The sequence below is a fragment of the Listeria costaricensis genome (genome assembly GCF_900183385.1).
Taxonomy (GTDB): Bacteria; Bacillota; Bacilli; order Lactobacillales; family Listeriaceae; genus Listeria; species Listeria costaricensis.
The window spans coordinates 195,100-213,511 of record NZ_FXUT01000001.1; the positions used below are offsets into that span (position 1 = coordinate 195,100).

General features: G+C 42.6%; 19 protein-coding genes. 17 read left to right on the forward strand and 2 right to left on the reverse strand.

Features of this window, described 5'->3' with window-relative positions; translation table 11 throughout:
• Positions 1-35: 35 nt before the first annotated feature.
• Positions 36-1,073 carry a DNA polymerase III subunit delta gene (gene holA, locus CS921_RS01045; protein ID WP_099221500.1) on the forward strand — a complete coding sequence of 346 codons (1,038 nt, stop codon included), beginning with the start codon at positions 36-38 and terminating at the stop codon, positions 1,071-1,073.
• A gap of 87 nt (positions 1,074-1,160) precedes the next feature.
• Here holA and rpsT read toward each other — a convergent pair whose 3' ends face one another.
• Positions 1,161-1,415, reverse strand: coding sequence for a 30S ribosomal protein S20 (gene rpsT / locus CS921_RS01050; RefSeq protein ID WP_099221166.1), 255 nt, complete (start codon positions 1,413-1,415; stop codon positions 1,161-1,163).
• Between the two features lie 270 nt (positions 1,416-1,685).
• On the opposite strand from rpsT, the gene lepA reads away from it, so the two are divergent.
• The 16 genes from lepA (at position 1,686) to era (ending at position 17,730) form a co-directional block, all read left to right on the forward strand.
• Entirely contained in the window at positions 1,686-3,512 is a 1,827-nt protein-coding gene (gene lepA / locus CS921_RS01055) for a translation elongation factor 4 (RefSeq protein ID WP_099221168.1), read from the forward strand.
• 60 nt (positions 3,513-3,572) lie between these two features.
• Positions 3,573-4,700, forward strand: coding sequence for a radical SAM family heme chaperone HemW (gene hemW, locus CS921_RS01060; RefSeq protein WP_099221170.1), 1,128 nt, complete (start codon positions 3,573-3,575; stop codon positions 4,698-4,700).
• 148 nt (positions 4,701-4,848) lie between these two features.
• Positions 4,849-5,880 (forward strand): heat-inducible transcriptional repressor HrcA, encoded by a 1,032-nt coding sequence (gene hrcA / locus CS921_RS01065; RefSeq protein ID WP_099221172.1) that lies wholly within the window; start codon positions 4,849-4,851, stop codon positions 5,878-5,880.
• A gap of 51 nt (positions 5,881-5,931) precedes the next feature.
• A complete protein-coding gene (gene grpE, locus CS921_RS01070) occupies positions 5,932-6,498 on the forward strand; it encodes a nucleotide exchange factor GrpE (RefSeq protein WP_099221174.1) in 567 nt (188 codons plus the stop codon).
• 27 nt (positions 6,499-6,525) lie between these two features.
• A complete protein-coding gene (gene dnaK, locus CS921_RS01075) occupies positions 6,526-8,370 on the forward strand; it encodes a molecular chaperone DnaK (RefSeq protein ID WP_099221176.1) in 1,845 nt (614 codons plus the stop codon).
• 137 nt (positions 8,371-8,507) lie between these two features.
• Complete coding sequence (gene dnaJ / locus CS921_RS01080; protein ID WP_099221178.1) at positions 8,508-9,650, forward strand: molecular chaperone DnaJ; 1,143 nt, start codon at positions 8,508-8,510, stop codon at positions 9,648-9,650.
• 78 nt (positions 9,651-9,728) lie between these two features.
• Positions 9,729-10,673: a 50S ribosomal protein L11 methyltransferase gene (prmA, locus tag CS921_RS01085; protein WP_099221180.1), complete on the forward strand. Its 945-nt coding sequence runs from the start codon at positions 9,729-9,731 to the stop codon at positions 10,671-10,673.
• The gene (locus tag CS921_RS01090) at positions 10,673-11,425 is read left to right on the forward strand and encodes a 16S rRNA (uracil(1498)-N(3))-methyltransferase (RefSeq protein ID WP_099221182.1); all 753 of its coding nucleotides are present in this window, start codon (positions 10,673-10,675) and stop codon (positions 11,423-11,425) included. The genes prmA and CS921_RS01090 overlap by 1 nt, the downstream gene beginning before the upstream one ends.
• A 188-nt stretch (positions 11,426-11,613) precedes the next feature.
• Complete coding sequence (gene rpsU / locus CS921_RS01095; protein ID WP_003719762.1) at positions 11,614-11,787, forward strand: 30S ribosomal protein S21; 174 nt, start codon at positions 11,614-11,616, stop codon at positions 11,785-11,787.
• A gap of 25 nt (positions 11,788-11,812) precedes the next feature.
• Positions 11,813-12,256, forward strand: coding sequence for a GatB/YqeY domain-containing protein (locus tag CS921_RS01100; RefSeq protein ID WP_099221184.1), 444 nt, complete (start codon positions 11,813-11,815; stop codon positions 12,254-12,256).
• 139 nt (positions 12,257-12,395) lie between these two features.
• Positions 12,396-13,352, forward strand: coding sequence for a PhoH family protein (locus tag CS921_RS01105; protein WP_099221186.1), 957 nt, complete (start codon positions 12,396-12,398; stop codon positions 13,350-13,352).
• A gap of 21 nt (positions 13,353-13,373) precedes the next feature.
• Positions 13,374-15,572 (forward strand): HD family phosphohydrolase, encoded by a 2,199-nt coding sequence (locus CS921_RS01110; RefSeq protein ID WP_099221188.1) that lies wholly within the window; start codon positions 13,374-13,376, stop codon positions 15,570-15,572.
• Entirely contained in the window at positions 15,553-16,035 is a 483-nt protein-coding gene (ybeY, locus tag CS921_RS01115) for an rRNA maturation RNase YbeY (RefSeq protein ID WP_099221190.1), read from the forward strand. The genes CS921_RS01110 and ybeY overlap by 20 nt, the downstream gene beginning before the upstream one ends.
• Positions 16,013-16,408: a diacylglycerol kinase family protein gene (locus CS921_RS01120; RefSeq protein WP_099221192.1), complete on the forward strand. Its 396-nt coding sequence runs from the start codon at positions 16,013-16,015 to the stop codon at positions 16,406-16,408. The genes ybeY and CS921_RS01120 overlap by 23 nt, the downstream gene beginning before the upstream one ends.
• A gap of 21 nt (positions 16,409-16,429) precedes the next feature.
• The gene (locus tag CS921_RS01125; protein WP_099221194.1) at positions 16,430-16,828 is read left to right on the forward strand and encodes a cytidine deaminase; all 399 of its coding nucleotides are present in this window, start codon (positions 16,430-16,432) and stop codon (positions 16,826-16,828) included.
• Positions 16,825-17,730, forward strand: a complete 906-nt coding sequence (gene era / locus CS921_RS01130; RefSeq protein ID WP_099221196.1) for a GTPase Era — start codon at positions 16,825-16,827, stop codon at positions 17,728-17,730. The genes CS921_RS01125 and era overlap by 4 nt, the downstream gene beginning before the upstream one ends.
• A 40-nt stretch (positions 17,731-17,770) precedes the next feature.
• Here the strand turns inward: era and CS921_RS01135 are convergent, their stop codons facing one another.
• Positions 17,771-18,400, reverse strand: coding sequence for a DUF4352 domain-containing protein (locus tag CS921_RS01135; protein WP_099221198.1), 630 nt, complete (start codon positions 18,398-18,400; stop codon positions 17,771-17,773).
• Between the last annotated feature and the right edge of the window lie 12 nt (positions 18,401-18,412).

Genomic DNA, 18,412 nt, shown 5'->3' on the forward strand with positions numbered 1-18,412 from the left:
CGATGAGAACAGAAAAGAAGAAATGGGGCATGAAAATGCTGGCAGAATGGAAAAAAATGGAATCAGGACAGCTATCATCTGTTTACCTCATCATTGGAACAGAGGATTATATTATCAACGAAAGTAAAAAGCGAATTTTAGCAGCAGGACTCAGTGAAGAGGAACAGTCTTTTAACTATGCGCATTTTGATTTGGAAGAGACACCTATCGAACTAGTCATGGAAGAAGCAGAAACACTGCCTTTTTTTGGGGATCGCCGAATCGTTCTTGCGAGTCATCCAGTGTTTTTAACCACAGAAAAAACAAAAAGCAAAGTTGAACACCATACGGATAAATTTGCCAGATATTTGGAATCTCCGGCTGATTATACGATTCTCATCATAGTAGCACGGGTCGAAAAGTTGGACGAGCGTAAAAAACTGACCAAACAATTAAAAAAAGTTGCGACAATCATTGAAGCGAAAAAACCAGATGAAAAAGAATTCTTAAATTGGCTGAAAAAAGCAGCTGAGAAAAATGGCTATCAGATGGAGCAGCAGGCAGTCGAGCGGCTTTACGAGCTCACAAGTGGGAATTTAACTGCCGCAATGAATGAACTGGACAAACTACTCTTGTATAAATTTGAAACGAAGGAAATCGGACGTCAAGATGTCGAGCAACTTGTCGTGCGCTCGCTTGAACAGAATATCTTTCTTTTATTAGATAAAATGATTGCCATGGATACAAGCGGGGCTCTGCGCATCTATTATGATCTGCTCAAACAAAAAGAAGAGCCGATTAAAATTATTGCACTGATTGCCAGTCAATTTAGACTGCTTAATCAAATTAAGATTTTAGAAAAACAAGGCTACAGCAGCCAACAAATCGCAAGTAAACTTAAGGTGCATCCGTTTCGGGTGAAAATTGCGACAAAACAAGCGCGCAACTTTTCGGCTGAGGAATTGCAAGTGGCTTTACTTCATCTAGCTGAAATAGATTTGGAGCTTAAAACAGGGTATGGGAATCGTGAACAAAAACTGGAATGGTTTTTATTTGAGTTAGAAGATAGACGAAAAGCTTCTCTAGAGCGTTAAAAAAACTGTGAGGAAAAGGGGAGACCCTCAATCCTCACAGTTTTTCTGCAAAATAAAAACACCACACGCGTGTGTGATGTTTATGCATTATTTAGCTAGTTTAGCAGCTAGACGAGATTTGTCGCGTGCAGCTTTGTTTTTATGAATCAAGCCTTTGCTTGCAGCCATGTCGATTTTTTTCGAAGCGGCAACGTAAAGATCTTGTGTGTTTTCAGCACCGTTAGCAGCTGCTTCTTCAACTTTTTTGATGGCTGTACGCATTGCAGAACGTTGAGCAACGTTACGGCTGTTGCGCGAATCCGTCGTTTTTACACGTTTAATAGCAGATTTAATATTTGGCATTCCATTCACCTCCGTCCAAACTAATGAGGTAATTCTGATTGTTAACCACCTGTAAAAACAAGTGTTTCATTCGATCATATACCCTTTAATTACACATGAACAAATGTTATTATACCGAAAAGCCTATAAGAATGCAATAATACTTTCTAACTTTCTTTAATTTTATTCGGAAATCTGTCAAGAAGCCATTGAATAATCGGTTATGTATTGATATAATCAAATTTAGCTTGCCATCCTTATAAAGATGAGTTCGAATCAGGAGCTGGGAGAATGAACAAAGAAGAAATGCTTGCTCGTCAAGAAAAAATAAGAAATTTTTCAATCATTGCACATATCGATCACGGGAAGTCAACTTTGGCTGACCGGATTTTAGAAAAAACACATGCGCTATCACATCGGGAAATGAAAGACCAACTGCTTGATTCCATGGATTTGGAACGGGAACGCGGGATTACGATCAAGTTAAATGCCGTTCAACTGGCTTACCAAGCGAAAGATGGCGAAACTTATACATTTCATTTGATTGATACACCAGGCCATGTCGATTTTACCTATGAAGTATCAAGAAGTCTTGCTGCCTGCGAAGGAGCAATCCTCGTTGTTGATGCCGCACAAGGGATCGAGGCTCAAACGCTTGCAAATGTGTATTTGGCTTTGGATAATGATCTCGAAATTTTACCGGTCATCAACAAAATTGATTTGCCGGCAGCTGATCCGGAACGTGTTCGGACAGAAATTGAAGATGTGATCGGACTTGATGCGAGTGAAGCCGTCCTTGCATCGGCGAAAAGCGGGATTGGCATTGAAGATATTCTGGAACAGATTGTTGAAAAAGTACCAAAACCAACCGGAGACATCGATCGGCCACTAAAAGCGCTTATTTTTGACTCTGTCTATGATGCTTACCGTGGAGTCATTGCGAATATCCGAATTGTAGACGGCGTTGTTCGTCCAGGCGACACGATTCGCATGATGGCAAACGGAAAAGAATTTGAAGTGACAGAAGTAGGGGTTTTTAAACCAAAAGCCACGCCTCAAGATTGTTTAATGGTGGGGGATGTGGGTTATTTAACAGCCTCCATCAAAAATGTCAGTGACACACGTGTTGGGGATACCATTACGCTGGCGAACAATCCGGCAGAAGAACCGCTACCAGGTTATAGGAAACTCAATCCGATGGTTTATTGTGGGCTTTATCCGATTGATTCTTCCAAATATAATGATTTGCGTGATGCCCTTGAAAAACTTGAACTCAATGATTCAGCCTTGCAATTTGAAGCTGAGACATCACAGGCACTCGGTTTCGGTTTCCGTTGCGGCTTTTTAGGTCTCCTCCATATGGAAATTATTCAAGAGCGGATTGAGCGTGAATTTAAAATTGATTTGATTACAACAGCGCCAAGTGTTATCTATCATGTAAACTTGACAGACGGATCTGAAATCATCGTGGATAATCCTGCTGAAATGCCTGAACCAGGTGTGATTGAGTCCGTGGAAGAACCCTATGTGAAAGCGACTGTTATGGTACCTAATGATTATGTTGGTGCCGTCATGGAGCTGGCTCAGAATAAACGTGGGACCTTCATTACGATGGAGTATTTGGATGATATTCGAGTGAGTATTATTTATGAAATTCCACTTTCAGAGATTGTTTATGACTTCTTTGATCAGCTGAAATCGAGTACAAAAGGCTATGCGTCGTTCGATTATGAATTAATTGGCTATAAAGAGTCCAAACTTGTGAAGATGGATATTCTGTTAAACAGTGAAAAAGTTGATGCGCTGAGTTTTATTGTTCATCGTGATTTTGCTTATGAACGTGGGAAGATCATTGTAGAGAAACTGCGTGAACTTATTCCGCGTCAACAGTTTGAAGTCCCTATCCAAGCGGCAATCGGTACGAAAATCGTTTCACGCTCTACAATCAAAGCACTTCGTAAAAATGTGCTGGCTAAATGCTATGGCGGTGACGTTTCCCGAAAACGCAAACTGCTTGAGAAGCAAAAAGAAGGTAAGAAACGCATGAAACAAATCGGCTCAGTGGAAGTTCCACAAGAAGCCTTCATGGCCATTTTGAAAATGGACGACCAAAAATAATAACGTGGTTTGAGCTGCTGTGAAATAATCGGCAGCTCATTTTAGAAGGAAGGGAAAGCTTTGACAGCTGTTTATATTCACATTCCTTTTTGTGAGCATATCTGCTACTACTGTGATTTTAATAAAGTGTTTTTGGAAGGGCAGCCGGTCGATCAGTATGTCAATTTATTGATTCGTGAAATGGAGCTGACAGCAAAAACGCGGGAATTTACGCCGACTGAAACAGTTTTTGTTGGTGGCGGCACGCCGACGACATTAAATGAACAGCAACTTGTGAGGCTTTGTGAGGCGGTTCATCGCTTGTTTCCACTAACGGACGACGTGGAATTCACTTTTGAAGCGAATCCTGGTGATCTTTCGCTGGAAAAGATTCGGACACTAAAATCCATGGGGGTCAATCGGATCAGCATGGGGGTTCAAAGTTTTAATAATGAACTATTAAAGCAGATCGGGCGGATTCACACGACGGAAGATGTCTACCAATCCATTCGAAACTTGGAAAAAGTCGGGTTTGAAAATGTCAGCATTGATTTGATTTTTAGTCTGCCCAATCAGACAGAAGTGGATTTCAAGGATACCTTGCAAAAGGCTTTAGCGCTAGATCTTCCGCATTATTCAGCCTATTCCTTGATTATTGAGCCAAAAACGATTTTTTATAATTTGATGCAAAAAGGGCAGTTGATTTTGCCCGGTCAAGATGCAGAAGCGAATATGTATGATTATTTGATGACAGAAATGGAACGTGCAGGTAAATCTCAATATGAAATTAGTAATTTTGCTGCAAAAGGCTATCAAAGCCGTCATAATCTGGTCTACTGGAGTAATGAGCATTATTTCGGTTTTGGGGCTGGGGCGCATGGCTATTTGGAAGACACGCGTTACAGCAACTATGGACCAATCAAAATGTATATGGAGCCGCTTGAAAAAAATCAGCTGCCCATTTTCCAGACCAAGCCGCTAACGTTGAAAGAAGAAATGGAAGAAGAGATTTTTCTAGGACTCCGCAAAGTAGCAGGAGTTTCAAAGGCCCGTTTCTTAGAAAAATTCGGTCGACCGATGGAACAGGTTTTCAAAGAAGCGATTGCGTATACCGCAGAACAGGGCTGGCTTTTGAATCAGGATGAATCTATCGCACTTACAAGAGAGGGACGTTTTTTGGGAAATCATGTTTTTCGAGAATTTCTCTAAAAACCGCACCATTGACCAATTTTGACCAAACATCTCCAACTTTAGGCTGAAATCGAGTGTTTTCAGTTGACGAAGGGGGACATGTTTGGTAAATTTATAATTGTATTTAGCACTTAAAGTCATCGAGTGCTAAAAAGAGGTGATAGATATGTTAACAGAAAGGCAGCTCCAGATTTTTAGAGCGATTATCGATCATTTCACTTGGACCGTTCAGCCAGTCGGCTCCAAAAACTTGTTGAAGGAAAGCGATCTCCCTTTTAGCTCGGCGACGATTCGCAACGAGATGAGTGTGCTGGAAGATTATGGCTTCATTGAAAAAACACATTCCTCTTCTGGTCGGGTTCCGTCTGAAAAAGGCTATCGTTATTACGTTGACTATCTTTTGCGTCCTCAGGCATTGCCGCAGGAAGACTTGCAAGTGATTGAAGGTCTTTTTTCAAGGCAATACTTTGAAATGGAGCAGCTGATTCAAAATTCTGCTTCGATTCTTTCGGATTTGACGAATTACACGTCGATCGTGCTTGGACCGGAGTCAGGAACCAATAAGCTCAGCGGTTTCAGGTTTGTGCCGATTAGTCAGGATCAGGCTATGCTGATACTGATTACAGATCAGGGACATGTGGATAATCATTTGGTCACACTGCCGGAAGGTGTCACACTCGCTGGTATGGAACGAATGATCAATATTTTGAACGATCGACTTGTGGGTGTTTCACTCAATGAGCTCAAACGGCAAATTCCGATTGAGGTCAGCGAATTGATCGAACAGAATATTGAAAAGAGCAGTCTTTATCAGTCAATCTTGCAGAATGCTTTTCGTCAAGCGGCGCATGAGAAAATTTATTTTGGCGGCAAAAACAATTTGCTTCATCAGCCGGAATTCCATGATGTGGACAAGATTCGTCACTATCTCGACCTGATGGAAGAAGAGCAGAATCTTTATAACCTGTTTCGTGATATTCCAGATGGCCTGCAAGTGAAGATCGGACGGGAGTTGGATCAGGCGTTTTTAGATAATATCAGCGTGATTACAGCTACTTACCGAATTGCAGATGAGCGAGTTGGCGGGATCATTTTGCTCGGTCCCACAAGGATGGAATACAGTCGGATGATCGGCCTTGTAGATGTTTTCAGCCGAGATTTGACAACGATTCTAACCAAGCTTTATAAAAAGGATTAACAAAATAAGAAAGGACTGAAAGAACAGTCGTTTTTTCAGGAGGTGACTTTTGTGGCCGAAAATAAAGATAAGAAAGACAAATTAGAAGAAGAAATTGAAAAAGAGGCAAATGAAGAGCTGGAAGAGGTGCTTGAAGAAGCAGAAGCTGCGGCTGAACAAACCCCCGAACAGCAGCAGATTGCTAAGCTAGAAGAGAAGCTTGCTGAAACGGAGAATCGCCTGTTGCGCCTTCAAGCGGATTTTGAAAATGTCAAAAAACGACATATTGCAGACCGTGAAGCGACCATCAAGTACCGGGCGCAAAGTTTAGCTGAGGATTTACTTCCAGCACTTGATAGTTTTGAAAAGGCGCTTGCAACTGAAAGTGATCATGAGGAAGTCAAAGCAATTTTGACAGGAATGGAAATGGTTTACAAACAGCTGCAAACAGCCCTTGAAAAAGAAGGAATCGAGCCGATCGCGGCACTTGGCGAACAGTTTGATCCGAATTTTCATCAAGCAGTCATGCAAGACAGTGACGCGGATAAAGCATCCAACGAAATTACCGCTGAACTGCAAAAAGGTTATAAAATCAAAGACCGGGTACTTCGCCCGTCAATGGTAAAAGTAAATCAATAAATTGACTAACACTGGAGGAAATGAACAATGAGTAAAATTATCGGTATTGACTTAGGAACAACCAATTCAGCCGTTGCGGTATTAGAAGGCGGCGAAGCAAAAATCATCCCTAATCCAGAAGGTGCTCGTACAACACCATCTGTTGTCGGCTTTAAAAATGGCGAACGTCAAGTAGGGGAAGTCGCAAAACGTGCGGCAATCACCAACCCAAATACAGTTATTTCAATCAAACGCCATATGGGTACTGATTATAAGGAATCCATTGAAGGGAAAGATTATTCTCCACAAGAAATCAGTGCGATCATCTTGCAATATTTGAAAGGATACGCAGAAGATTATTTGGGAGAAAAAGTAGATAAAGCGGTTATTACTGTACCGGCTTATTTCAATGATGCCCAACGTCAAGCAACCAAAGATGCTGGTAAAATTGCCGGCTTGGAAGTAGAACGGATCATCAATGAACCAACAGCAGCAGCTTTAGCATATGGTCTTGATAAAACAGATACAGACCAAACTGTTCTTGTTTTCGACCTTGGTGGCGGTACTTTTGACGTATCGATTTTGGAACTTGGCGACGGTGTATTTGAAGTACATTCGACTGCCGGTGACAACTTGCTTGGCGGCGACGACTTTGACCAAAAAATCATCGACTATCTGGTCGCAGAATTCAAAAAAGAAAACGGTATTGATCTTTCAAAAGATAAAATGGCGTTACAACGTTTGAAAGATGCTGCTGAAAAAGCGAAGAAAGATCTTTCAGGCGTGATGAGCACACAAATCAGCTTGCCGTTTATCACAGCTGGCGAAAGTGGCCCACTTCACTTGGAAGTAAACTTAACACGTGCTAAATTTGACGAATTGACTCATGATCTTGTAGAAAGAACCATTGGCCCAACTCGCCAAGCGCTGAAAGATGCGAACCTTTCTGCAAGCGAAATTGATCAAGTCATCCTAGTCGGCGGTTCCACACGTATTCCTGCCGTTCAAGAAGCTATTACAAAAGAACTTGGCAAAGAACCACATCGCGGCGTAAACCCTGATGAAGTAGTAGCCATGGGTGCGGCGATCCAAGGTGGCGTGATTTCCGGTGACGTGAAAGATGTAGTATTGCTAGATGTAACACCACTTTCTCTTGGTATTGAAACAATGGGTGGCGTTATGACAACACTGATTGATCGCAATACAACCATCCCAACTTCAAAATCACAAGTCTTCTCGACTGCGGCAGATAATCAACCAGCTGTTGATATCCATGTGCTTCAAGGTGAACGTCCAATGGCGAAAGATAACAAAACTTTGGGTCGTTTCCAATTGGCAGATATTCCAGCTGCACCACGCGGTATTCCGCAAATCGAAGTTTCTTTTGATATTGACAAAAATGGTATTGTAACTGTTCGTGCCAAAGACTTGGGTACAGGAAAAGAACAAAACATTGTTATCAAATCGTCTTCAGGTCTAACAGATGAAGAAATTGATCGGATGGTTAAAGATGCAGAAGCAAATGCAGAAGACGATAAGAAAATGAAAGAAAATGCAGAGCTTCGCAATCAAGCCGACCAACTTGTTTTCACTGTTGATAAAACATTGAAGGAACTAGAAGGAAAAGTGGAAGAAGAAGAAGTGAAGAAAGCAGAAGCAGCGCGTGATGAACTTCAAGAAGCCCTTAAAGGGGAAGACTTTGAAGTCATTAAAGAAAAAACGGATGCACTGAACGAAATCGTCCAAAATCTTTCTGTTAAACTTTATGAACAAGCAGCGGCAGCTCAAGCGGCGGCGGGAGAAAATCCAGAAGCAGAAGCGGCAACTGGTGCTGACGATGTGGTTGATGCAGAATTTGAAGAAATTCATGATGACGACAAAGAAAATAAATAAAAAATAGGCATACAATCCAACAGATGAAGAGTCAAAGCTTACTGGCTTTGACTTTTTATCTGAAAACAGCTTTTTAACGAAGCGGCTTTGTGATACAATACCTAAGAAATGAAATCTAACGGACAGGAGTGATTCGGATGGCGAAACGCGATTATTATGAAGTACTTGGCGTGGAGAAGAGCGCCACAGCAGACGAAATCAAAAAAGCATACCGGAAGCTGTCCAAGAAGTACCATCCCGATATCAATAAAGAAGCAGGAGCCGATGAGAAATTCAAAGAAATCTCAGAAGCTTATGAAGTGCTAAGTGATGACCAGAAACGTGCTCAATATGATCAGTATGGTCACGTGGACCCTAATCAGGGCTTTGGTGGCGGTGCAGGCGGCTTTTCTGGTGGGTTCTCGGGCGGCGGTTTTTCCGGGTTTGAAGATATATTTGACACCTTTTTCGGAGGTGGCGGCAGTAGCAGACGGGATCCGAATGCACCGCGGCAGGGGAATGATTTGCAATATACCATGCGTTTGAAATTCAAGGAAGCTGTTTTTGGTAAAGAGGCTGAGATCGAAATTCCTCGGGAAGAAAATTGTGATACTTGTCATGGTAGTGGTGCAAAGCCAGGCACCCAACCTGAAAAATGTAGCCATTGTGGTGGTAAAGGGACGATCAATGTGGAGCAAAATACGCCATTTGGTCGAATTGTCAATAAGCAAACGTGCCAGTACTGCCATGGAACAGGTAAGGAAATCAAAGAAAAATGTACCACTTGTAACGGTTCTGGCCGTGTAACCAAGAAAAAACGGATCAAATTGAAAGTTCCTGCTGGCGTCAATGATGGTCAACAAATGCGCGTCGCTGGCGAAGGGGAAGCGGGTGTCAATGGCGGACCGAACGGAGACCTGTATGTCGTCTTTGCGGTTATTCCAGATGATTTCTTCGAGCGTGAAGGAGATGACATCTTTGTAGAAGTACCGCTGACATTCGTTCAAGCAGCATTAGGGGACGAAATTGACGTGCCAACTGTTCATGGGAAGGTACGGCTAAAAATCCCTGCCGGCACACAAACGGGAACGACTTTCCGTCTGCGCGGCAAAGGTGTTCCGCATTTGCGCGGCAATGGAACAGGCGATCAGCATGTAGATGTCAAAGTGATCGTACCGAAAAAATTGGATGATGCACAGAAAGATTTGTTGCGTGAGTTCGCTAAAACCACGGGCGACCATGTGGACGAACAAACATCCGGCTTTTTCGATAAAATGAAAAAAGCATTTAAAGGCGAATAAGGAACGGCCGAATGGTGCGGAGGAAATGCTCACTTACCATTCGGCTTTTTTCGCTATAAAGTTAGAGGAGGCAAGTAGATGGAATGGTCAGAAGTGGAAATTCATACATTGAATGATGCAGTAGAACCGATCAGCTATCAGTTGAATGAATTTGGAGCAAGTGGTGTTTCTGTGAGTGATGCCGCTGATTTTTATCGGGAGAGAGGGGATCAATTTGGTGAAATTTATGCACTGGAACGGAGCGATTATCCGGAAAACGGTGTGATTATCAAGGCTTATTTTTTAAAAACAGAAGAATTTTTGGCGAGTATTCCAAAATTGGAAGAAACATTGCGCAATTTGACAGAATTCGATATTCCGTTGGGCGATTTCCGCTTTTTTGTGCAGGATGTGGATGACAACGATTGGGCGACGGCTTGGAAGAAATATTATCATCCCGTTCAAATCACAGAAAAAATTACCGTTGTGCCTACTTGGGAAACGTATAGCGGCAAAGAGGGTGAACTGATCATTGAGCTAGATCCTGGTATGGCTTTTGGAACAGGGACACATCCGACTACTCAGCTTTGCATGCGTGCACTGGAAAAGTATGTGACACCGAATGATTTCCTCATTGACGTGGGAACAGGTAGCGGGGTTTTAAGTATCACAAGTATTCAATTAGGTGCAAAGAAGGTCTTGGCGCTAGATTTAGATGAAGTGGCAGTACGTGCAGCTAAAGAGAATATTGAACAGAATCGGGTAGCGGAACATATCGAAGTTAGGCAAAATAATCTTTTGGAAGGAATCGAAGCACAAGCAGATGTCATTGTGGCAAATATTCTAGCAGAGGTCATCTTGCTCTTCCCGCAGGACGTCTACAAGAATTTACGCCCAGGTAGCTTGTTTATCGCCTCAGGAATTATTGAGCAAAAAGCAGAAGTTGTTCGTGAAGCCTTGATTGAAGCAGGGCTGACAGTTCTGGAAACAGAACAGCAGGGCGACTGGGTGGCGATTATTGCCCAAAAAGGAGCCGAGGCCTGATGCAGCGCTATTTTGTGGATGAGCCGTTTCAACAAGCTGGCCATGTCTCCATCACAGGAGATGACTATCATCATATTGTTCGGGTCATGCGGATGGAAAAAGGGGACCAGTTGATTCTTGCTTTTCAGAAAACCGCGGCTCGGGCGGAAATTGAGCAGGTGACAGAACTGGCGGTTGAATGCCGGGTGTTAAAGCTACTTGAGACAGATCCGGAGCTGCCCGTATCTATTACGATTGCTTCCGGGTTGCCTAAAGGGGACAAGCTTGAATGGATCGTTCAAAAAGGGACGGAGCTAGGTGCTGCGCAGTTTCTTGTGTTTGCAGCAGATCGATCGGTGGCAAAATGGGAGGGAAAAAAAGTACCCAAAAAGCTGGAGCGGTTGCAAAAAATTGCCAAAGAAGCCGCTGAACAGTCCCACCGCACGCATTTACCTGAGGTTGACTATGTGCCGAGCCTATGTGCTTTTCTCCAAAAAGAAGCGGCTACATATGATGCGGTTTTTTGTGCATATGAAGAAAGTGCTCGATCAGGTGAGAGACAGACGCTAGCAGATATTTTGGAACAGGCGGCACCGGGCGCACGGATACTAGGTATTTTTGGTCCTGAAGGCGGTATTAGTGAAAAGGAACGAAAATTCTTGCAGGAAATGGGCGTTCGATTTGCAGGCCTAGGACCGCGGATTTTACGAACAGAGACGGCGCCACTCTATGTTCTTTCGGCCGCTTCGTATCATTTTGACCTAGCGCAATAAGCCTTAAAAAAAGATGGTAAGAAATGTTGTGAAAGTTAACGATTTCATATTGACGCTAGAGGCGGTTTCATATATAATTTAATGTGAGTGAATGCTTACCCAGAAGTTCAGGATGCTTTTCCGGTATCTCCTGAGTTGTATGAGGACTTTCACTAGTCCATGTAAGTGTCGGAGGGAGGGAAAGAGAGATGTCAAAAACAGTAGTTCGTAAAAACGAATCGCTTGAAGATGCTCTTCGTCGCTTTAAACGTACTGTTTCCAAAAGCGGAACTTTGCAAGAATCCAGAAAGCGCGAATTCTATGAAAAACCAAGCGTAAAACGGAAGAAAAAATCCGAAGCAGCAAGAAAACGTAAATTCTAATCGAAGAATAAAGGTGATGATTTCGTTGACACTGCTTGACAAGTTAAATGAAGATATGAAGCAAGCCATGCGGAATAAGGAGAAGGATAAACTGACCGTCATCCGCATGTTAAAAGCTGCCTTGCAAAATGAAGCGATCAATCAGGGTGGAGAGCTTTCTTCTGATGATGAAATAACTGTTCTTGCGCGCGAAATGAAACAGCGCCGGGACTCACTTTCTGAGTTTGAAAAAGCAGGTCGGGAAGATCTTGCTGAGAAGGTTCGTGCTGAAATCGCAATCGTAGAAGATTATTCACCGAAGCAATTATCAGCTGATGAGCTTGAACAAATTGTTAAAACGACAATTGAAGAAGTAGGTGCTACCACGAAAGCCGATTTCGGTAAAGTAATGGGAGCGATCATGCCGAAAGTAAAAGGCAGAGCCGATGGAAATGCTGTTAATCAATTTGTCAAACAATATCTTTCATAAACCCAAAAGAACCAGCTAAACGGCTGGTTCTTTTTTTGGCGAGACATGAGTTGTTGCAGAAGATACCGTTTTCCAAGCAGCTCTTTTTCGTGTATAATGAAACCATATCGAAAGTTTAAAGAGTTAAAGGGGCTATAGAATGCAAAATGAGGTTTATCAAGAGACCATTGAACTAAATGATGCGGTTGAAGCAGTCGAACTTTTTGGAAACGGCGATGCTAATCTTGCCATTTTAGAGGAATTACTTCGTGTTAAAATCGTGACACGCGGTGAAAGCGTGACGGTGTCAGGTGAAGAGGCCGATGTGATGCAAACCAAAGCGGTCATAGGGGCGTTGATTGATGTCTTGAAGCAAGGCATTCATATTGATGGTCGAGATGTGACGCAGGCTGTGAAAATGGCGCAAAACGGGACACTGATTTATTTCCAAACACTTTTTGAAGATGAAATCACCAAAAATGCCAACGGGAAACCGATTCGTCCGAAAACATTTGGACAGCGGAAATATATCCAGATGGTCAAAAAATATGATATTGTTTTTGGCGTGGGGCCTGCCGGTACTGGGAAAACGTATCTAGCCGTTGTGATGGCGGTGGATGCTTGGAAAAAAGGCAAGGTTAGTAAGATTATTCTAACACGCCCGGCAGTTGAAGCAGGCGAAAGTTTGGGCTTTTTACCTGGAGATTTGAAAGAGAAAGTAGATCCTTATTTAAGACCGGTGTATGATGCGCTTTATGATATTTTTGGTGTGGAGCATACGACGCGGCTGATGGATCGCGGTGTCATTGAGATTGCGCCGCTTGCCTATATGCGCGGTCGGACCCTGGATCATGCTTTTGTTATTTTAGATGAAGCACAAAATACCACAATTGCGCAGATGAAGATGTTTTTAACACGGCTTGGCTATGATTCGAAAATGATCGTCAATGGCGACATGACCCAAATCGATTTGCCAAAAGGTGCAATGAGCGGTTTAGTCAATGCTGAACAAGTCTTGCAATCGGTCAAAAATATCGGCTTTTGTTACTTTGAACACCATGATGTCGTTCGTCACCCGCTTGTTGCTGAAATCATCAAGGCTTATGAAGGAAAGTAGCATCAGAAAGGAAGGGACGTCTTGCAAAAAAGACATGTAACAGAGTGGTGGCAGTCCGCTAAAAAGAAACGCTTGTATGTGTCGCTTCTGTTTATTGCAATCATCGTACTCTCATATTTTCTGTTGATTCAGCTCACCAAGCCGGAATCCTACAATGTTCAGCTGTTTTCGGTTGCTGAAAAAACAATTCGCTCTCCACAAACCGTGGAGGATACGAAAAAGACGGAAGAGGAACAGCAAAAAGCCATGGATGCCGTTCCAGATGTCTATACACATAATCGAGAAACCGGACAGAATCGCGTTGCTTTGGTAGAATCTTTATTCGACTATGTAAATGAGGTCAACAAAGAAGCGAGTGAGCAGGATAAAGAAAATGCAGAGAAGGCGGAAAAAGAAAATAAGGCGGCTCCTGCTGCAACGACCATTGATGAAAAAGTAAAAATGCTGAAAAGCAAGCTCTCAGATAATGTATCGGAAAAAATGACGACTGGCCTATCTGACAATGTTTTCCGCACGCTTTTAGAAGCCAGTAGCGAGGATCTGAACACTGTTGAAAAAGGCATTGTGGATGAACTAACTAAAATCATGGATGAAAGTATTCGCGATGATAATTTGAATAGTGTCAAAGTAGAGGCGCGTGATGACATCGAATTGTCCAGCATTCCCTCTGCTTATAAGGATGTTGCGAAATCCATCATTTCCTATGCGATCATTCCCAATGAAACTTATAATAAAGAACAGACAGAAGAACGGAAAAAAGAGGCCGCACAAGCAGTTTCTCCGGTCAAAATTCTTCAAGGACAGGTTATCGTGCAGGAAGGGCAAATTGTTGACCGCGAGAGCTATCGGCAGTTGAAATTGCTACATTTACTTGACCAAAAAATGCCAGTCAAACAGTATCTAGGCTACGGGCTGTTTGTTTTAGCGCTTGCCGGATTGCTCTACTTTTTCACGAAGAAACAAAATTATCCGAAGAAGAAAGCTCAGCAAAGAGTTCTGATATTCAGTTCGATTTATGTAATTATGTTACTGGTGCTTTGGGTGATTCGCATATTGGAAGCAGCAGATCTGAATAATATTGCTTTCTTGTTCCCTGCTGCACTCGCGCCAATGATGGCCAAAATTCTGCTCAATGAAAAATATGCTTTTCTCAGCTTGATTTATGTGACCGTCACGAGTCTGTTTGTTTTTCAAAGCGATTCGACTAGTGCGATTAACTTACTAGTTTCGGTATTTATTCTGCTTAGCGGGCTGGCCAGTATTTCCATGCTGAAAGATTATAGCAAACGTTCGGCAATTTTGCAGTCCGGGTTGTGGGTAGGACTTTTCAATATGTTATTTATTACCTTCCTACTCATGATCAATAATTCCACCATTCTCAGCTCGACCTACTTGCTGTCGATTCTATACGGATTTGTGGGGGGATTTGGCTCATTTGTGATCGGGATTGGTTTGATTCCTTTATTTGAAACGGTATTTGGCGTACTGACGACCAGTCGTTTAGTGGAGCTGGCAAGCCCGAACCATCCGCTTCTTAAAAAGATTCTGATGAAAGCGCCGGGAACCTATCATCACAGCATGATGGTGGCGAATTTAGCTGAAGCCTGTGCGGATCAAATTGGTGCCAATAGTCTTTTGGTGCGTGTCGGCTGTTTCTATCATGATATTGGGAAGACCCTTCGACCGCCTTACTTTGTGGAGAACCAGTTGCAAGGCATTAATCCCCATGACCGGTTAACTCCGAAGCAAAGTCGGGACATCATTTTAGCGCATACAACAGATGGCGCAGAGATACTAAAAGAAAATCATATGCCGCAGCCGATTATTGACATTGCGGCTCAACACCATGGGACCACCTTGCTAAAATATTTTTACTATAAAGAAAAAGAAACGAATCCAGAAGTTACAGAAGCTGAATTTCGTTATCCTGGGCCTAAACCGCAAACGACAGAAGTGGCGATTATCAATATTGCAGATAGTGTGGAAGCGGCTGTTAGAGCGTGCGCAGAACCGACAAAAGAAAAAATTCAGGCAATCGTTGACGGAATCATTCAGGATCGTTTACTGGATCGACAATTCAGCGAGTGTGAAATTACACTGGCGGAAATCGAAGTGATTCGAAAAACGCTGAATACGACACTAAATGGTATTTATCATCAGCGGATCCAATATCCGGATGATCAGAAAGGGGATCAAAAAAATGAAGCTGCTCGAAATTGATTTGATCGATGAGACAGAAGAACTTGCCACTGAAAAAATTCAGCTTGTAGAAGATATTTTACAATTTGCTGCGGATTATTTAAAATTACCACCGGATACAGAGCTGTCAGTGACGTTTACGGACAATGAAAATATTCGCGTGATCAATCGGGATTACCGAGATAAGGATCAGGCGACCGATGTGATTTCTTTTGCGCTGGAAGAAATCGGCGAAGGAGAAACGGAAATCCATTATGAGACAGAAGATGGTGTGCCGCGCATTCTAGGAGATATTATCATATCAACGGAACGAGCAGCCGAACAAGCAGCTGATTACGGCCATTCGCTTGACCGAGAACTAGGTTTCTTAGCTGTTCATGGACTGCTTCATCTACTTGGCTACGATCATATGCAGCCGGAAGAAGAAAAAGTGATGTTCGGACTTCAAAAAGAAGTGTTGGATGCTTATGGCTTACAAAGATAGAAAATATCAGCGTAGCAGAACTTATTTGGAATCTTTCAAACATGCCTTTTCGGGCTTGAAAACGGCTTTTATTGAAGAGCGGAATCTCAGGTTCCATTTTGTAGCTGCAATCCTATTGCTTTTTTGCGGCGTCTTTTTTCACATTACAAAGGACGAATGGCTTGTGCTTCTTGTCTGCATTTTGATTGTGATCGCACTGGAGCTTGTCAATACGGCAATCGAACGAGCGGTGGATGCGGCAACGGATCAGTTTATGGTGGAAGCAAAAAAAGCAAAAGATGTAGCAGCTGGGGCGGTTTTGCTCGGCGCGGTTATCAGTTCGATTATCGGATTAGTGATTTTTCTGCCCTATATTTGGCAATGGTTGAACTAGAAAAGATGGGAGTTTATAGCGATGAAAACAAATGATTTTATCTCACTGGCCAAAAAAGCACGTGAGTATGCGTATGTACCGTATTCAAAATTTCCGGTGGGTGCGGCGCTTGTAACGAAACAAGATGAAGTTATACTGGGTTGCAATATTGAAAATGCCTCTTTTGGGCTCAGTAATTGTGCCGAGCGAACTGCCATTTTCAAGGCCGTTTCGGAAGGTAAGACGGATTTCAAGAAACTCGTTGTTGTGGCGGATACAGATGGACCGGTTTCGCCTTGCGGGGCATGTCGGCAAGTTATCAGCGAATTCTGCAGTCCGGATATGCCAGTAGTATTAACAAATTTAAAAGGGGAACAGGTTGAGGTGACCGTCAAGGAGCTTTTACCGGGTGCCTTTAAAGCGGAGGATATGGTTGAATGACAGAACAGTTTAAATCAGGATTTGTGGCAATTGTGGGGCGTCCGAACGTAGGGAAATCCACTTTATTAAACCAAATTATTGGGCAGAAGATTGCCATTATGAGTGACAAAGCACAGACAACACGTAATAAGGTACAGGGCGTTTATACGACAGACGAGGCGCAGGTCGTGTTTATCGATACGCCTGGTATCCATAAGCCGAAACACAAATTAGGCGATTTCATGGTCAAAATCGCATTGAATACCTTTCGCGAGGTTGATTTAATTTACTTTGTCATTGATGCAGTGACAGGACTTGGACGCGGTGATGAATTTATCATTGAAAAACTAAAAAGTGTTGATACACCAGTCTTCCTTTTAGTTAATAAAATTGATCAGGTTTCTCCAGAAGAATTGTTTACATTGATTGAGAAATATCAAAGCCTCTATCCGTTCACAGAAATTATTCCGATTTCCGCGCTTCAAGGGAATAATGTTCCAACGCTTTTAGAGCAGACAACCGCCCATCTCGAAGAAGGACCGATGTATTATCCAAAAGATCAAATTACGGATCACCCTGAACGATTTATCATTTCCGAACTGATTCGGGAGCAAGTCCTGCATTTGACGCGGGAAGAAGTTCCTCATTCGGTGGCCGTCGTGATCGAAGGCATCGAAAAAAATCCTAAAACAGAAAAGTTGACGATCATGGCAACCATCATTGTCGAACGCAGCACTCAAAAAGGCATTATTATTGGGAAGCAAGGACAGATGCTGAAACAGATTGGCATGCGTGCGCGTAAAGAGATCGAGCTTTTGCTAGGTTCAAAAGTGTTTCTTGAAGTTTGGGTAAAGGTACAAAAAAATTGGCGGGACAAAGAACATTATTTACATGACTATGGTTTCGACAAAGACGAGTATTAAAAAAATCCTGTCAAGCTTGCGTGTGCTTGACAGGATTTCTTCAACTCCAGATTAAATCGGCATATTCGACTTCAAGTTCCGCATCGTCGTCCACATAATCAAAGTAGACAGAAAAATTGGCGGATTTTCCAGGTTCAATTTTTTCATGGAAATAATCTTTATCGATGACATCCGGATACATGTCCGTTGTATAATCATATAAATAAAAGTCATCTGCTGAAACATAGAGATTCTCATCTGAATTATTGGTGATGGCAACGTCGATTTTGTAATATTTGTCTAGGCCGCGTTCATCGAGATTACCGGTGGAAGGTTTGGAAACTGTGACGACAATTTGATTGCTTGTGGTCATCGTACTGCCAAATGCGCCCTCCGTATAATCATCAAAGTAGTCATCGGAATAGTCATCACTGCCATTTCCGTAATCAGGATCAAGTGCTTCAGCTGCATTTTCTTCTGTCGCAGTTTTTTCATAGCCCTGATAGATGGAAAAAAATAGATGCCCGATAAAATAGCAACTAAGGAACAGAAAAACAACGCCTGAAACAGATAGTAATGTAATACCGAGCGGTTTTTTCTTGCGTAGTACAAGAATCAAAATACCACCAATCAGACCGATCAATGATAAGATAAATAGTATAAAGAGTACAAGTTGAACAATTGAGCTCATAGTGGTCTCCTT

Bases quoted from the DNA above. Each gene is read 5' to 3' on its own strand.
- holA (WP_099221500.1), top strand. From the start codon at position 36: ATGCTGGCAGAATGGAAAAAAATGGAATCAGGACAGCTATCATCTGTT.
- rpsT (WP_099221166.1), bottom strand. From the start codon at position 1,415: ATGCCAAATATTAAATCTGCTATTAAACGTGTAAAAACGACGGATTCG.
- lepA (WP_099221168.1), top strand. From the start codon at position 1,686: ATGAACAAAGAAGAAATGCTTGCTCGTCAAGAAAAAATAAGAAATTTT.
- hrcA (WP_099221172.1), top strand. From the start codon at position 4,849: ATGTTAACAGAAAGGCAGCTCCAGATTTTTAGAGCGATTATCGATCAT.
- dnaK (WP_099221176.1), top strand. From the start codon at position 6,526: ATGAGTAAAATTATCGGTATTGACTTAGGAACAACCAATTCAGCCGTT.
- dnaJ (WP_099221178.1), top strand. From the start codon at position 8,508: ATGGCGAAACGCGATTATTATGAAGTACTTGGCGTGGAGAAGAGCGCC.
- prmA (WP_099221180.1), top strand. From the start codon at position 9,729: ATGGAATGGTCAGAAGTGGAAATTCATACATTGAATGATGCAGTAGAA.
- CS921_RS01090 (WP_099221182.1), top strand. From the start codon at position 10,673: ATGCAGCGCTATTTTGTGGATGAGCCGTTTCAACAAGCTGGCCATGTC.
- rpsU (WP_003719762.1), top strand. From the start codon at position 11,614: ATGTCAAAAACAGTAGTTCGTAAAAACGAATCGCTTGAAGATGCTCTT.
- CS921_RS01105 (WP_099221186.1), top strand. From the start codon at position 12,396: ATGCAAAATGAGGTTTATCAAGAGACCATTGAACTAAATGATGCGGTT.
- ybeY (WP_099221190.1), top strand. From the start codon at position 15,553: ATGAAGCTGCTCGAAATTGATTTGATCGATGAGACAGAAGAACTTGCC.
- CS921_RS01120 (WP_099221192.1), top strand. From the start codon at position 16,013: ATGCTTATGGCTTACAAAGATAGAAAATATCAGCGTAGCAGAACTTAT.
- CS921_RS01125 (WP_099221194.1), top strand. From the start codon at position 16,430: ATGAAAACAAATGATTTTATCTCACTGGCCAAAAAAGCACGTGAGTAT.
- era (WP_099221196.1), top strand. From the start codon at position 16,825: ATGACAGAACAGTTTAAATCAGGATTTGTGGCAATTGTGGGGCGTCCG.
- CS921_RS01135 (WP_099221198.1), bottom strand. From the start codon at position 18,400: ATGAGCTCAATTGTTCAACTTGTACTCTTTATACTATTTATCTTATCA.